This is a genomic window from Pseudomonas sp. UBA5706, from assembly GCF_002419965.1.
Classification (GTDB): domain Bacteria; phylum Pseudomonadota; class Gammaproteobacteria; order Pseudomonadales; family Pseudomonadaceae; genus Aquipseudomonas.
The window spans coordinates 1-13,950 of the sequence record NZ_DIHC01000055.1 but is presented as its reverse complement, the minus strand read 5'-3'; the positions used below and the strand labels follow the sequence as shown (position 1 = coordinate 13,950).

The 13,950-nt window shown below is 59.3% G+C and carries 16 protein-coding genes and 1 pseudogene; all 17 read right to left on the bottom strand.

What is annotated here, in order from left to right:
- A pseudogene (locus tag B3I26_RS25800) lies at positions 1-152 on the bottom strand (cell wall hydrolase); the annotation flags it as partial.
- Positions 152-559 carry a DUF1353 domain-containing protein gene (locus B3I26_RS25795; protein WP_296262014.1) on the bottom strand — a complete coding sequence of 136 codons (408 nt, stop codon included), beginning with the start codon at positions 557-559 and terminating at the stop codon, positions 152-154. The gene B3I26_RS25795 and the pseudogene B3I26_RS25800, both read right to left, overlap by 1 nt.
- Positions 556-1,077 (bottom strand): hypothetical protein, encoded by a 522-nt coding sequence (locus B3I26_RS25790; protein ID WP_296262012.1) that lies wholly within the window; start codon positions 1,075-1,077, stop codon positions 556-558. The genes B3I26_RS25795 and B3I26_RS25790 overlap by 4 nt, the downstream gene beginning before the upstream one ends.
- Positions 1,067-2,683: a hypothetical protein gene (locus B3I26_RS25785; protein WP_296262011.1), complete on the bottom strand. Its 1,617-nt coding sequence runs from the start codon at positions 2,681-2,683 to the stop codon at positions 1,067-1,069. Before B3I26_RS25785 ends, B3I26_RS25790 begins: the two co-directional genes overlap by 11 nt.
- The gene (locus B3I26_RS25780; RefSeq protein WP_296262010.1) at positions 2,680-3,375 is read right to left on the bottom strand and encodes a hypothetical protein; all 696 of its coding nucleotides are present in this window, start codon (positions 3,373-3,375) and stop codon (positions 2,680-2,682) included. The genes B3I26_RS25785 and B3I26_RS25780 overlap by 4 nt, the downstream gene beginning before the upstream one ends.
- Complete coding sequence (locus B3I26_RS25775) at positions 3,375-4,301, bottom strand: hypothetical protein (RefSeq protein WP_296262008.1); 927 nt, start codon at positions 4,299-4,301, stop codon at positions 3,375-3,377. Before B3I26_RS25775 ends, B3I26_RS25780 begins: the two co-directional genes overlap by 1 nt.
- A 14-nt stretch (positions 4,302-4,315) precedes the next feature.
- The gene (locus B3I26_RS25770) at positions 4,316-10,030 is read right to left on the bottom strand and encodes a tape measure protein (protein WP_296262005.1); all 5,715 of its coding nucleotides are present in this window, start codon (positions 10,028-10,030) and stop codon (positions 4,316-4,318) included.
- A gap of 80 nt (positions 10,031-10,110) precedes the next feature.
- On the bottom strand, positions 10,111-10,503 hold the full coding sequence (locus tag B3I26_RS25765) for a hypothetical protein (RefSeq protein WP_296262004.1): 393 nt from the start codon (positions 10,501-10,503) through the stop codon (positions 10,111-10,113).
- A gap of 66 nt (positions 10,504-10,569) precedes the next feature.
- The gene (locus B3I26_RS25760; protein ID WP_296262002.1) at positions 10,570-10,800 is read right to left on the bottom strand and encodes a hypothetical protein; all 231 of its coding nucleotides are present in this window, start codon (positions 10,798-10,800) and stop codon (positions 10,570-10,572) included.
- A gap of 23 nt (positions 10,801-10,823) precedes the next feature.
- Positions 10,824-11,174: a hypothetical protein gene (locus B3I26_RS25755; protein ID WP_296262000.1), complete on the bottom strand. Its 351-nt coding sequence runs from the start codon at positions 11,172-11,174 to the stop codon at positions 10,824-10,826.
- Between the two features lie 74 nt (positions 11,175-11,248).
- Positions 11,249-11,722 (bottom strand): phage tail tube protein, encoded by a 474-nt coding sequence (locus B3I26_RS25750; RefSeq protein ID WP_296261999.1) that lies wholly within the window; start codon positions 11,720-11,722, stop codon positions 11,249-11,251.
- A 53-nt stretch (positions 11,723-11,775) separates the two neighbouring features.
- Positions 11,776-12,159, bottom strand: a complete 384-nt coding sequence (locus B3I26_RS25745) for a DUF3168 domain-containing protein (RefSeq protein ID WP_296261997.1) — start codon at positions 12,157-12,159, stop codon at positions 11,776-11,778.
- Positions 12,152-12,655 carry an HK97-gp10 family putative phage morphogenesis protein gene (locus B3I26_RS25740; protein ID WP_296261993.1) on the bottom strand — a complete coding sequence of 168 codons (504 nt, stop codon included), beginning with the start codon at positions 12,653-12,655 and terminating at the stop codon, positions 12,152-12,154. The genes B3I26_RS25745 and B3I26_RS25740 overlap by 8 nt, the downstream gene beginning before the upstream one ends.
- A gap of 4 nt (positions 12,656-12,659) precedes the next feature.
- On the bottom strand, positions 12,660-12,851 hold the full coding sequence (locus B3I26_RS25735) for a hypothetical protein (protein ID WP_296261992.1): 192 nt from the start codon (positions 12,849-12,851) through the stop codon (positions 12,660-12,662).
- A gap of 14 nt (positions 12,852-12,865) precedes the next feature.
- The gene (locus tag B3I26_RS25730) at positions 12,866-13,186 is read right to left on the bottom strand and encodes a phage head closure protein (protein WP_296261991.1); all 321 of its coding nucleotides are present in this window, start codon (positions 13,184-13,186) and stop codon (positions 12,866-12,868) included.
- Entirely contained in the window at positions 13,187-13,528 is a 342-nt protein-coding gene (locus B3I26_RS25725) for a head-tail connector protein (protein WP_296261989.1), read from the bottom strand.
- 1 nt (position 13,529) lies between these two features.
- Positions 13,530-13,841 carry a hypothetical protein gene (locus B3I26_RS25720; RefSeq protein WP_296261988.1) on the bottom strand — a complete coding sequence of 104 codons (312 nt, stop codon included), beginning with the start codon at positions 13,839-13,841 and terminating at the stop codon, positions 13,530-13,532.
- Between the last annotated feature and the right edge of the window lie 109 nt (positions 13,842-13,950).

The window sequence follows — 13,950 nt, the reverse complement described above, 5'->3', positions numbered from 1 at the left end:
TAGCCCTCGCCCCACCAGGATTTATCGTTGCCGTCATCGACACGGTTGCGGATCGACCACGCCACGGCCACCATTCCGGCCAGCCCTTCCCCGCGCGCCTCGCCCCACAGCGTGCGCGCCAGCACATCGCGATCTTTTTCGGTCACAGTCATCACTTTTCTCCAGGCGTAAAAAACCCCGAACGGGTCGGGGTTGAGGTGTAGTGCTTGGCGCCGCCTATTCGGACGCCAGCCCAGAAGAGCCATGCCCGCCATCGGGCAACGCCTTCGGCGCGCAGCGCGCGATACAGAACAGCGTCCGCCTCCTTGCGAGTGACCTCGCCGGTCGTGTATAGCCAGTCATGCACGGTCGCCGCGTAGTTGCCGTAGCCGGAGACCAGCGCGAACAGCACGAACAGAAAGGCGTTGTGCAGCACCTTGATGCTGGCAAAGTCGGTGGTGAATCCAGTGGGGACGATGATCAAGCGCTGATCCTCATCGGCCAGCACCAGGTCAGCGAGCAGAACATGCGTCCACTTGCCGATCTGCTCGGTCTTCAGGGTGGTCGTGAAGCGACTCATGTTGGCAACTCCAGCGCAGGCAGGCCTGCGAGGAAGGTGTCGAGATCCGGCGGCGGCTTTTCCCCGGCCAGCACCGCATTCAGCTCGGTGTGCGCGTAATCCCACACCAGGCTGCGCCAGCGCCGGAACGCCTGGCCGTCCGCCTGGAACCGGGGCACCGCGGGTTCGTCGGCGTAGGAAATCGCTGTGAAGAGGTTGTCGTAACCCCAAGCCTTGGCCGAGCTGTCCAGCTCAGCCTGGACGGCCTGCTCGAAAATCGCCTGCAGCGCTTCCGCAGAGGGTGGCAATACTCTCCAGTCACGAACGACGCGGTCATCGATCCTTCGGAGGTCTCCAGGCTCGAGTGTTTCTCCCGGTTTTGTCGACGGAGCCTCGACTTGCTCGACAACTGCAAATCCAAGGTCGATGACATTGTGCGTTTCAATAGTTTCGGGGAACGACACATCAGGAAATTTTTTGCGTATATCCTGATCCGTAAACACAACCAGAGTTTCGAGATTTGCGATATTAACTGACATAGACTGATGCTCTAAAGTTAGCCGAACCACTCTCTTGGACGAACGAGACGATAGCGTCTACGCCGTCCCCAACTACCCGCAAGCCGGCATTGTTAGCCGGAATGTTGTTGCTAACAGGGATGTCGATGGGCAACCTTGTCGAGGGGGATATAACACCATTGCGGTACTCGTAGCTCAGAGGCCCGTCGACAATCAGGATGCGGTCTTGCAGCGGGATCAAAGCCCTTTGGAAAACTTTGGCGGTAAAAGAAAACCCGGGCACCTGAGTAACGGTATTCAAGTCATCAGTGGATACATAAAGGTTATTAATGTTGCCGTTCTGCGTAAATGCCAAGGTCAAATTGCCTAGTTTTGCAGCCTCCAGATAAACGGATGGAGCCCAGCTCACCCCGTTATCCCTGCTGATGAACGAGGCTAAAGCGGCACTACCGGCATTCCCCTGTCTAGCCAGAAGAACAGTGTCAGACAGGTGAATAAACCTTGACTGTTTTACACTCGCGGCCCGATTGCTAGACGTACTAAAAGAGCGGTTGGTCAGAGTTACTCCCAAATCTTGCGAGGTGGCTATATAGCTTTGAGTGCTGATTTCATCACATAGAATGAAAAGCCTGCCGGAACGGGCTGAAATGCCTACCACTGAACCGGAAGCGCCTCCTGCACTGACGTAGTAGGACCAAGTCAAGCCGCCGTCCGTACTCTTTTGGAACTGGTACCTGCTGACCGAAGAGAGCGCAAACGCGGCTATCACCCACGTCCCGGCAATATATACAACATCGGCCAACTGCTCATCACGAGGAGTTCCCACCAAGTTGAACGTGCGGCCGTTATCGGTGCTACGGAAAATCCGTCCACGGCGGCCCGCGATGTTCGAGATATCGATCCCGATGTAGGTGCCCGAACCGTCAGTTGCGATCTTGCCAAGGTATGGTGGCAGCGAGCGAGGGTCAAAAATAGCGGTATTGGTAATTTCGGGCACGGTGCGTGTGCGGGGAAATGACCTCTGCGAACCAGGCCATACCACAACTATTGCGCCTTCGCCCCCTGCCCCTCCAGCAAGACCCTCAGTAGAGCCCTGAAGGTTCACACCCGCTGCACCGCCGCCGCCGCCACCGCCGGGAAAGGGGGCTTTTGGGCTTATGCCCGATCCCGAGGCAACAGAGAAAAAGTCATACCCTATCTCAGCGTCATAAATCGACGTAGGTCCGCCATTTACTCCACCGTTGTTGCGCGAAGTTTGAAGACTTCCAGTATTGGCCGAGCCCCCCCCGTCTCCAGCTTTGCCTGCGTCTGTACCGCCCGTGGTTCCGGTAATTATCGATCCGAAGCTTGCTGCCCTGGCCGCAATTGAATAGGCAATGACTTGACCCGGCGTGACGGAAACATTGTTGATATATCGGCGGCGTCCACCAAGCCCACCAGAGCCACCCGTTCCACCACTCCCTATGTCAAAAGAGCCGCCTGGGCTTCCCGGCTGGCCCCCTTCGACCACCAGTACCGAGATACTGGTAACCCCGTTCGGAACAGTGAAGTTGCCGGAGCCTTGCAGGAGTTGCTGCCCGGAATCCTGAACCTCTTCAGAGCTCAGAAGGAGCTTTTTGAGAGTCAATTCGAAGCCCCTTTGCGCCCGTAAATGGTTGCGCCTTCAATCGTCAGAATGAACTCGGATCTTTTGCCGGCATTTGGCGTGGCCGGGGCCACACCACCTGGAGAAACCCAGACAACCCCCGACGGCCAGGTCAACGCATAGGCGGTAGCGCCCTGGCTGATACGCACCAGAATCACCATAGACTCGGCAGCTGTCAGAGCTGGCAGGTTGGCAAATGAGAGGGTGGCAGCTGCCGTGAGAGTCAGGTTGAACACGCCGTTTGCCCCAACGTCCAAGGCGATCGCGCCGCCGGCACTGTTGACGCTCAAAGGCTCGATACTGATGAGCTTGATTTGAGTCTGAAACGACACTCCGATTTCGTTCGGGTTAGCCGCCAGTGCACGCCTGGCATTGCCTGCCAAACTCGGCAGGCCCAAATCGTTACCTGCCGCAGCTACAATCGCCTGAGCCGAGGCGCGTGACTGGTCCGCAAGCATGGCGCTGTTCGCCGCACTTGACGCACTTTCTGCAGCCTGTTTCGAGTAGTCGTTCGCGGCGGCTACGCGCTCGCCGATCCAGGTGAGGGCGGTGTTGATCTGCGGCACCATGTTCTGCTCTGCAGTGAGCGACGCACCCACCTTTGCGTCGAACACGTCCTCCGGATCTGTAGGCAGAGCGGGTGGAGGGAGTAGGTCGATCTGTGGTACTGCCATCAGCTGAGGCTCCTGACTTTCAATGTGTATTCGCCGCGGTTATAAGTCGGCAGGCCTGTGTCGAAATCGTCGAAGATGCCAACGATGACCGTGTACTCAAGTTCGCTGGACCCCACAAAAAGCGCCGGCGTGTCGTCGACGTCGTCTAACACCCGTTGGGTGCTGGATATCTCGTCGCCCCTGAGAACGACCTGGAAGTCGATAGAGCGGCGACGCCCGCGCTTGGTGATGGTGACGCTGCCGTCGAACTCTTCCTTGATGGTCGAGTACTTCTTGCGCCCCAGCGATGTGTTGTAAACGGCTGTACCTATTCCTTTCGCCCAACCAACAATCATCATTCCAACCTGAGCCGTCCCGCCCGGGGCGCTCACGATCACGCGGATGTCAGCGTTGTTGAAAGGCGGTAAGTCAAATTGCGCGAGGTTGTCTTTGGTCTGGAAAGGGCCGAAGTAATACTGGTAGTAGCTCCCCCCTGCTTTGCGCGACATGACGAAGGTCTTGTCGTAAACCGGGTCCGCTACCCCTGGCACGGTCATGACAATACGAATCGAGGACGCCCTCACCCCGACGAAGCCGATCGCGCTGACTCGCTTGCCAGGACGAATCGTTAGCTCGATCACCTCCGGGTTAGAAGTGAAGGTCCCGATCTTCCAGGTGTTGCCGATGTTCTTTTTGAACATCCGGTACTTGTTGACCCACCCCATGTTTTGCCAGATTGGCGGCGATGAGGTGTCGGTGACCGGGTTCCTCCCCGTGTTGGCCACAAGCGCCTGGTAGTTGATCAGGTCTATCGTGGTGTAGTCGCCGACCTCATAGGCCTTGGTCGGCGAGTACGCCGGATAGTCCATATCCGGCAAGTTGCTGCTGATGAGGCGCCCCGGGGTTATCTCAACCCCAGGCACCACTTTCATCTCGTCATCGCTCATGCTGTGACCATCCCTTAATCGACGGTGCTGATAACCTGTACGCCGCGATTTGCCATCTCGTCGGTATGGTCGGCGGTGTCTTTGATGTACCTGCCGATATATTCGAAGTTGGATTGCATTTCACGACGCAACTCCCGCAGCTCGGTTACCGTGGCGGCCTCGCTTGCGTTGTCACTGGCCAGCACTGAGCGGTTAGCGCTAAACACCTCCCTCGGCGAACTGATATCGAGCACTGGCCCGCCCGCGGCGAAGGCCGGAATGCGCCCCGCGTTCATCTGATCGAGCAGGCCGGTGCCAAACATCCGCACTGATTCCGCCGTCATGACGTATTCGCCGTTGGAAAGGCGAGCGATGATGCTGTCGCTGGTACCAGTGCCAGGGCCGCTGATGTAGCCGCCGGTTGCATAGCCGGCCTTCACGGGCTGCCCTGCCCCCTTGGCCGCATTGGCGATCGCCTGGGCCAACTGGTCGTAGGTGATCGCGCCGCTCGCCAGTTGCCCAACCCAATAGGCTTTGCCGGGCGCATCCGATGCCCTGCCGAGCACATCGTTGTAAACGCTCTCGACCAGCGCCCCATTGGTGGATGGGCTCGCAGCTGTGGCCTTGCCGCTGATCCCAGCCAGCGCCGCCACCACCGAGGCGTTCATCGAGGCAACGGCCTGGGCGACCGTCTTCACCGATGTGTCGACGCCGTTGAGCGCATCCAGTTGCGACTGGGCAAATGCCAACTGCGCGTCGAATTGCGCAGTCTGGGCCTCGTAGGCCTTTTTCGCCTGGTCGAGCTGATCCTGCAGCGCTTTCACTGACTTCTCTGCATTGGTCAGTTGCTCGCCATTGAGCAGATTGAGCTCGGCCACAACGTTGGCCGTACGGCCTTGGTCGCGGTTGAAGTCCTCCAGCGATGCGTAGAGATCAGTGTTGTTGCTGCTGACAGCATCCAACGCGTCGTCCAGGCCACTGAAGTTCGCCAGGGACCCACCAGCCCGCGCTATTGCCAGTGCGCTCTGCAAGGTTGCCGTGGCCTGGGCTCTCAGCATCTTCACCGTGTCGTCCGAGGTGCCGCGCAACGACTTGAGGGCATTGTTCAGCGAGGTGCTGAGCGAGGTCAGGTCGCTGACGCTACTGCTCGATGCGCTGAGCATGTCGTTTAGCGCGTTCACCCGTGCGTTGTAAGCGTCCGACGCTACTTTCTGCTGGGCGGATATCGAGCGCTGCAACGCGCTGAACCCGTCATTCGCACCCTGCATCAAGGCGGACTGGAGGATCTTGTAGGCCGCACTCGCATCAGTGGCCAAGCTCAACAGCGTATCCGCTGTAGCGTTCCCCACCACCGTCCCTTGCTGCGCTGCCGCGACCATTGCCTTGAATGCATCGCTGGTCGCCGGCAACTCAACGCCCAAGGCTTGAAACTCGGCCCGCACGCCGGCAAGTTTGTCGGCCGACTTTTGGGCGTCCGAGGTGAACAGGTCGTAGTAATTGGCGCTTACCGCTGCTGCGGCATCGGCGGCTGCCTGTGCCGCCGCCTGTGCCGCTGTCGAACGTTGCTCAAGGATGGTGTAAGCCGAGGCAGCGTTACCAGCCAGAGACGTCAGCGTGACGAACATCTGCTGGCCCGCTTCCGTGGTGCGGTCGAGACCATCAACCGTGTCGCGGAATGCCTGGCGGGTGTCGGGGAACGTGATATCAAGGCCGCTGAACTGCTTGCTCACCGCTTCGATGACGTTGTTGGCCTTCTCCGTGTCGGTGTAGAAGTTGTCGTAATAAGTCGACGCCGCGGCTTGCAGATTTTCCAAGCCGCCGGCCATGGCCGAAAGCGATTCGGCCAACTTGCCGCCCGACACTGACGAGTCGTAGAGGGACATGTTCAGCGTGGTGAAAACGTCGTTCACGCCGTACAGGTTGTTCACGAACGCCGTAAGAGCCTCGAAGTTGTAGCCGTCCAGGCCGGTGCCGGTCGCGGTGTTGATTGCCGACGTCACAGAGTCAGCAACACCGGCAAACCACTTGGTGATTTCCGCCTGGATCTCGTCGGCAGTCTTACCCTTGGTACTGATCTGGGTAGCAGCGACGTCAAGGCCATCCAGCACACCGTCGTTCAGCGTGACATTCAGCTTGTCGAACAGGTCGAACACCGCGCCCGTAGTGGCCGCGTAGCTGTCGTCCAGCGCCGCCTGCGTGTCAGAGTCGAGCGCCGAGTAGCGCGTGCGTTTCTTGTTGCTGCCGAATAGCCCGCCCTTTTTCTTCTGGTACTCAAACTGGGCGGCAGAGAGGTCCCCACCGGCAACGCCCAGCGACAAACCCTGATCCTTGGTCTGCCAGCTACCGCCGAAGACCGAACCACCCAGAAACCCACCCAGCGCGGAGCCGAGCACCCCGCCGACCACGGTGCCCAGCGGGCCAACGAGAGACCCCAGAGCGGAACCGGCGTAATAACCACCTACCGATCCAGCAGCACCGGTCGCCGCGCCTTTCACCCCGGACTGGCCGTAGCCGTAGAGTGCACCGCCCACGCCCGCCAGCGTGCCGCCCAAAGCAGTCGCACCGCCGGCCGCAGTGCTGACCAGGTTGCCGGCACTATCCAGCATCACGCCGGCACCACCTTGCACGCCAGAGCTGAACAGCCCACCGATTGCGTTGCTCAGGTAGCCGGTGCCGCCGCTGATCGCGCCTTGGACGCCGCCAAGGAACCCTTGGCCAGCACTCCAGCCGGCGGCCACAGCGCTGCCAAACGCCGAACTGCCGACGCTGAATGCGGTGCTGCCGGCATTCCACAGGCTTGCAAGGTCGAGACCGCCCGAGCCGCCGGCCGACCCGAACAGCCCGGAAGACTGCGCGGCGGCCGTGCCCACGCCCAGTGAGGCGCCGATTTGCACGATGATCGGCTTGGTAATCGCCATGTGGAGCATTTCCGCCAGGAACTGCCGGAAGCTGTTCTTGAGCGTATCCATGAAGTTGCTGGACTTGCTCAGGACTGACTTCCACATGTCCGCAAAAGCGTCGTCAATGCGATCGACAGCGCCTTCGGTGAACTGCCCCCACGCGGTGGCCGCGCGCTGGTTTTGCTGGTACTCCACACCCAGGCGCTGAAGTGCGTCCCGGTAAGCGTCCGCCTTCTCCGGATACAGCTCGATCGCCTTGTTGAGCGCAGCCTGATCTTCGGTGTATTCGCGCAGCAACTTGCTCGCCGGATACAACCGGTCAACAATGCTGCCAGCGTCACCAGCCTGCTTCGCGACCTTCACAGCATCCTGCTGGGCTTTCGTGGCATTGAGCAGTTGTTGATATTCCTTGCTGCCAACTTCAATGTTCTTGCCCGCCAGCGCAACCTGCATGGCCTTCTGTACGTTGTAATCTTCCAGCGCGTCCGCACCCATAAGGGTGGCTTTAGCCTGGGCGATCAGATCGGTGGTTTCTTTCTGAAGGTCGTACGCAGCTTTGCTGACAGCAAGCCGATCTTCGGCGGCCATCTGCTTTTTGATTTTGTCAGTGACTTCGTCGCGCGCAGCGGCACCCGTTTTGAGCAGCGCCTCTTCGACCTTTTGCTGCAGGGCAAAGTCGCGGGACCTGTCGGTGCCTGCCAGGTACGCAGCGGCCAAACCAGTGGCAGAGGCAATCGCTATATCGGCTTGGGCCCTGAGATCGGCAAGTGCCTTTTGCTGGTTTTTGAGCGCTGTCGCAGCTTCCTTGGCTGCGCTGTTACTAAGATTCGTTTCAGCCGTGGCGGCTTTGTCCGCCGCTTTCTGCGCATCAATTGCCGACGCACGAGCCCGGATTTGCTTGGCGAGCTCGCCCTCTGAATCAATTTTTGACTCTGTAATGACCCGCTCTGCCGCCTCTAAAGCCGTCTTGTCTTTGAGTGCTGCATATTGCTTGTCCAACTGATCAAGGTATTTCTGACCCGCAGCATCTGCTGCAGCCTTTGCGGCGTTGTTTTGAATTTGGGCGCTGGTGTTGTTATCAGTTGCACCGCTGAGTTGGTCGAACGCTAGCGTCTGTTTGTTCAGTGTTTCGGTAAGGTCCGAGACTTTGATCTGCCCTTGCTCAATGGCTTGTGCCATTTGCTCGGTTACGCCAGGGATAAGGCGCAGCTGATCCGCTACTGACTTCCAATCGACAGCGATACCATCGGCCGAATCTTTCGAAGCTTGACGCACCAGGTCCAAGGCCTTCTGCGCATCTTCTGGCAATGAAACCAGTCCAGACATAAGCCCATCAGCGCCGGCAGCGCCCATGTTCCGCAAATCACTTTCGAACTTGTCAGCGATGCCGCCGGAAACCTCGGCCAACTTTTCCTTGGTGCTGTCGATCTCGGCACGTAGTTCTCGCAGCGTAACGGCCTGCGTGGCACGGTTCAGCTTATCGAAGCGCTCGACTAGCTTGTCCATCGGATCGGCGAGATCGCCCAGCTTTTTTTCAAGCGTGCCAGTGTTGTCGCGAAGCGTCAGGAAAGCAGTGGCGGCGCCGACGGCAAGTAATGCAATCCCGGCAGGCCCGCCGAGCAATCCAAGCAAAGTGCGGCCGGTGCCGACAATCGCTCCTTGGGCGGCGCCCACTGCCGTTGTGGCACGAGCTTCAGCCATCCGGGCTTCCGCCAACTGGATCGACAGCTGCTTCTCAACGGCCATGCCGCTGATCCGGGTCTTCGAAGCAGCCAGTTCTTTCTCGGCCAGGAAGACAGCCGTCTGAGCCTTCTGCTGATCGGCCTGTGCGGCCAAGAGCACGCTCGCGGCCTGGGCACGGCGAGCCATTGCGTCTTCAATAGAAGCTTTGGTCGCCAGCACAGCGCCTGCAGCGGATACAGTGAGGGAGCGCGCGTAAACAGCAAGCGCACCCGCTGCGGCTACTGCGGCCACCTCCGCAATCGTTCCAAAATTGTCGGCCAGAACCGAAATGCCGGACGCGAGCAAGCCGGTGAAATCGTTCGACTCGTTCAGCTGGCCCACATACACCGTGAATGCATTGTTCAGCGCAACCAGCGCATCACGGACTGCAACCCCCATGCTGTCAGCTAACACGCCGTTGGCTGCAGCGCTCTTTTGCAAACCTTCGGTTAGGGTGTCGAGACTCAGCTTCCCCTGGGCACCAAGGCTGCGGATTTCTTCAGCCGTCTTGCCCGTCGCCTGAGCGATGGTATCGACCACCGTCGGCATGGCAGCGAGGATCGATTGCCAAGCATCAGCATCAATCTTGCCGGTCTGCAACGACTTGGAATAGGCGTCGATGGCCGAACTGGCTTTATCTGCTGACGCCGAGTTGGTCACCAGCAGATAGCTGAAGCTGTCCATGACATCCATGGACTGACTGGCGTTGAGCCCCATGGACCGCAGGCTGTCAGAGGTGCGGATGTAAAGCTCTTGCGCCTCTTCCAGCGGGCGGTAGGTGCGGTTCGCCGTTGCCAGCAGCCGCTCTTGAACGGTGTTGTACTCACCGAAACTCTTCGTTGCCAAACCGATTCGGTCTGACATCTGCGAGTAGGAATCGGCAGTTTTGAGGATTGTGCCTATTGAAACCGCGCCGACCGCCGCCGCAAGCGCGTTCTTAATCAGCCCGCCCGCACTTTGCGCGCTGGATCCTGCGCGATCAAATGCGGAATCAATACGGCCAAGGCTTGTATCCATTTTACCGGCTGACTGCGCTACTGCCGCCTCACCGCGCGCGATCTCCTGACGGAGCTGCGCCGTCGTCGCCTCGATGCGAATCAGCATGCCTTGTACGTCGGCGTCAGCCATTAACTTTTCTCCAGACGAAAAAAAAGCCCGCGGCTGGGCGGGCTTACTTATAAAAATAGTGCTTAAGGCGACTAAAACTCTTAGGGGCCTACTTTATGGCCGCAGGATGGGCAGCGGCGCGCACTCATTAGCATTTCCATCTGGCACTGACTGCATGACTTCCTAGCGCCATTGGTGTCACAGTCTTCATCATCCAGCGATGTATTTGACGCCTCGCGTGCAGCGATCCTCGCCTCTTCCTTTTCACGAAAGATCCTGTTGGCTTGCCTGATTTTGGAATCGATTGCTCTCTTTGATCGCCAGCCTTTGAATAAAGGCCACAACACATAAGCCAGCATTAACGTGAAGGTGAGCATTCCGCCGATGGCTATAACGACACCATATGCGACTGCCCCCGCGGCGAATAGCCATACAAGGGCCGGAGCAAGTATCAAAGCAATAAGCGCCAACAAAAGAACCATCAACAGTTGCATGTGACCTCCCTGTAAATGGCGGCAATCTACCACCAACCCATGCGGCTGCCAAAATCGAGCTCTAGTCTATTCTTTCTTCCTGCTCATGGCCGCCACCCGGAAGCCCATCCGGACTTCCTTGGCCACGATCTTTTTCGAGGGCTTGTCTTTGTCGCCGCCCCCGCCGAACGGGTTCGTGTCGATCAGGAATTGACGCTTCGAATCCCAGGCCATGACGATTTCGATCACGCAGGCATTCCAGGCCTCGCTCGGCGGCCAACCCAACCAGCCGGTGGCGATGTTGAAAAGCTCATCCACCACCGTGAGGCTGGGGTCGCGCTTTACGCGTTTCCCGCCTCGGCCTGCGCTTCAAGCTCGGCCTCGGTCTTGCCGGCTGGATTGAGGAAGCCGGTCAGGTAAGAAATAACCTGGCTGCCTACCTCGTTTAGGCCCTCTTCGAACACAGCTTCTTCGATTGGATCAAGCGCGCCCTTTTTGGAAAGGTTTACGCCGGTGCCAACGCCGATGACGAAACTCATTGCCGACAGGTTAGCGGAGCCTACCGACTGCATGGCAGGCAGAATCCCGCCGAAACGGCCTTCGATTGCCTTCATGGCTTTCAGGGTCGGCTTGAGGATAAATGTTTGCTCGCCGACGGTGACTTCGACGGTACCGTGATTAGTCTTGGACATGGGTAATTCTCTTCGTGAAACGCAAAGGAGAAACGGCACCGCCGCTCACTGGCGGCGCCGGCTGACACGGGCGGTTATGCCCCTTCGACCACTTCGTAAATCTCGGAGTTGATGCCGAGTGTCACGGTGCGCTTGAGGACACCTTCAACGCTGATGCCAGTCTTCTTGTTGCTCATGACCTTGGCTGCGAAATAGTCCGTCTCGCCGTCGACGTACACGACTTTGAAGGGGTAGTCGTAGCGGGAACGGTCCGTGAAGGCCTCGACCAGTTTCAACTGGCCCGCGTCACCGGCATCGAAACCAATCGACAGTTCGGATGAGCCCGCATCGGCCAGGCCCTTCAGGTGCTGCGCACGGCCGGATGCGAGGCCCGCGAAGCTGACATCGTTGATGGTGTCGCCGTAGTCACCGATGCTTTCGACCTCGCCGACCTCAACGTATGTGATTGCCGACAGCAACGCGATCGCGCCTGCATGGTCCGCGGGAAGATTGGCGGCGAGGCGTGGACCGATGTAGATCCGCGTGCCGGCGCCGGTATTGATAGCCATAGGTAGTCCTCCTGGGACAGGTGAAAGGCCGCAGCGCGGCATGGATGAGTCGATTAGTGCTGAGTGATGATGCGCAGGGTGACACTGCCCTGGTAGGTGACGCCGTCGGGCTCGCGGCTGGTCTGCTTGCGCTCGACGCGGATCGATACCACCCGGCCGACGGTGAGCGGCAAAGGGCGCTCATGGGTCGCCGCATCAATTTCGGCCATGAGGCGCTTTACTTCCTCCTGCCCCTGAAAGTCTGACCAGACCGACAGGTAGAACAGCCGAATGTCACGCCGACTTGCCAGCGGGTCGTTGTTGCTGGAGATTTCGTAATCAAGTGAGACATAAGGCATGGGCGCATTCAGCGGCACGCTGTCGTAAATCGGGCATGAAACCTCAGCCTCCAGTCGGTCGAACAGCGCGACCTGCAGCGCAAAGGACGGATCAGCCATTGCCCAGCTCCTCGACGGCTCGTTTGAGCGTGTTGCTGACCGCGTGGTTGATGCTGGCCAGGATGAACTCCTTGTTCACGTCATAGGCCGGGCGCAGCCAGGGGTGGGCAGGCCGAGCAGGAATATCAGGGTATTTACCGAAGAAGTGCGAACCGTCCGACTTGTTGCTTACGCGCTTGTTGCGTCCGCCAGACCGCTTGCCTTCGGTGTATCCCTTGGTGCCGTACTCGATGAAGCGCAGATAGAAGAACCGCTGATTGGCCTTTTTCCCGCGAAGGCCGACCTGCGCGTCCAGGCCGCTTTTTGATACGAACGACGTCAACGCAGCGGCGCCCTCGCCCGTGTCTTTGGGGATCAACTCCTTCATCGTGGCAAGAAGCTTGTCGGCGGCCTCTTGCATGGCGGGCTTGAGTTCGTTGTCCAGCTGGGTGTGGATGTTGCGCAGGGTCTTGCGCAGCTTGAAATCATCCGACATCCGTGATCGGCGACCGGCCATGGCCTTACTCCTTGGCGGCGGCCTTCTTCAGCGGCTTTTCGTCAGCCGTCTCTTTCACCGGCGCCGCTTCCTCTACGGACACCACAAGCTTGCGCTCGATCAGGTCCTTACCTTCCGCAGCACCAACCACGAACTCAGCGCCCGCAGCTTTGCGGCCCATCGGGCCAGAGATGTTGGCCAAGGCACGTACTTTCATGTTGAAACCCTCAGTTATGGATTGACGACGTTCGAGCAGAGCAGCCGGAGCATCGTGTGGTCGTTATCGGGTAATGACGCGCCTACCAGATAGGTGGTAGCCCCGTGGACGATTCGCATGCCTGCGACGATGTCGCCGCGATAGCGGACGCGAATCTCGGCAGTGATCTCCGCAGTGAGCTGATCGGCGGCGACCGCTACCCGCCCGGTTGGGATGGTGATCTCAGCCCAGATTTTTCCGAGCGCCATCCAGGATTCGGTAAAGCCACCACCTGGTCGCTTGGTCTGCTGCAACTGCATGAATGTAACGCGGTGACGTAATGGACCGGCACGCATTCACACCCCCCAGCCCACACGATAAGGCGTCAGCAATGAACGGGAACCCATCGGCAGTTCGCTGGAAATTGTGCCAACGATTACGTCTTCGCGGTTTGCGTACAAGCTGCCCAAAATAAGCAGGCACGCGGCCCGAATGGATGGATTGATCAGCACCGGATCGGCGCCGGCCGTGCCATCCAGTACTGCGCTGGCCAGCGATTGCGCGTCGCCGTAAAAGCGCCGGTTCATGAACTGCGCCGCACTGTCCTCGGCGGCGGCAAGCAGCAACTCGACGTGTTCGCGGTCATCGTCCTCTGCGCGCACGTGCTGCATGGCCTGGTCGATGGGAATGGCGTTCATGTCAGGCCTTTGGCTTCTTGTCGGTAGCCAGGCCCGCAGCGATCAAGGAAACCGCATCGTGCTTCGGCGACTTGTAGCCCGCGCCACCTGCACGGCGCACTTCCTTGCCGTCGAGGTAACTGCGCAACGGGTAAATCGTGATCTCGCCTTGGTCAGCGCTATCGTCGTCGGCCTGCACCTGATCGGCCGGGCCGGTCTTTGCGTCGAGCGAGACTGTGGCTGCGCCTGGTGAGGCCGAGTCGGTATTCGCGGTATCGGCAGGTTGCACCGGCCCGGTCTGAGTCCCTGCTGCGACGTTGCTATCCGCTACCACGGCAGCGCCTGCCGTATTTGAGGCGGGTGCCGTGGCCGGCGGGGTAGCTGCAGCGGCTCCAGCCGCCGCCGTAGCAGGCGCCTTGGGTGTATCGCTTGAGCTTGTACGA

Excerpts from the sequence above, each read along its gene's own strand:
- B3I26_RS25795 (WP_296262014.1), bottom strand. The coding sequence starts at position 559 with ATGAGTCGCTTCACGACCACCCTGAAGACCGAGCAGATCGGCAAGTGG.
- B3I26_RS25790 (WP_296262012.1), bottom strand. The coding sequence starts at position 1,077 with ATGTCAGTTAATATCGCAAATCTCGAAACTCTGGTTGTGTTTACGGAT.
- B3I26_RS25780 (WP_296262010.1), bottom strand. The coding sequence starts at position 3,375 with ATGGCAGTACCACAGATCGACCTACTCCCTCCACCCGCTCTGCCTACA.
- B3I26_RS25775 (WP_296262008.1), bottom strand. The coding sequence starts at position 4,301 with ATGAGCGATGACGAGATGAAAGTGGTGCCTGGGGTTGAGATAACCCCG.
- B3I26_RS25770 (WP_296262005.1), bottom strand. The coding sequence starts at position 10,030 with ATGGCTGACGCCGACGTACAAGGCATGCTGATTCGCATCGAGGCGACG.
- B3I26_RS25765 (WP_296262004.1), bottom strand. The coding sequence starts at position 10,503 with ATGCAACTGTTGATGGTTCTTTTGTTGGCGCTTATTGCTTTGATACTT.
- B3I26_RS25755 (WP_296262000.1), bottom strand. The coding sequence starts at position 11,174 with ATGTCCAAGACTAATCACGGTACCGTCGAAGTCACCGTCGGCGAGCAA.
- B3I26_RS25750 (WP_296261999.1), bottom strand. The coding sequence starts at position 11,722 with ATGGCTATCAATACCGGCGCCGGCACGCGGATCTACATCGGTCCACGC.
- B3I26_RS25745 (WP_296261997.1), bottom strand. The coding sequence starts at position 12,159 with ATGGCTGATCCGTCCTTTGCGCTGCAGGTCGCGCTGTTCGACCGACTG.
- B3I26_RS25740 (WP_296261993.1), bottom strand. The coding sequence starts at position 12,655 with ATGGCCGGTCGCCGATCACGGATGTCGGATGATTTCAAGCTGCGCAAG.
- B3I26_RS25735 (WP_296261992.1), bottom strand. The coding sequence starts at position 12,851 with ATGAAAGTACGTGCCTTGGCCAACATCTCTGGCCCGATGGGCCGCAAA.
- B3I26_RS25730 (WP_296261991.1), bottom strand. The coding sequence starts at position 13,186 with ATGCGTGCCGGTCCATTACGTCACCGCGTTACATTCATGCAGTTGCAG.
- B3I26_RS25725 (WP_296261989.1), bottom strand. The coding sequence starts at position 13,528 with ATGAACGCCATTCCCATCGACCAGGCCATGCAGCACGTGCGCGCAGAG.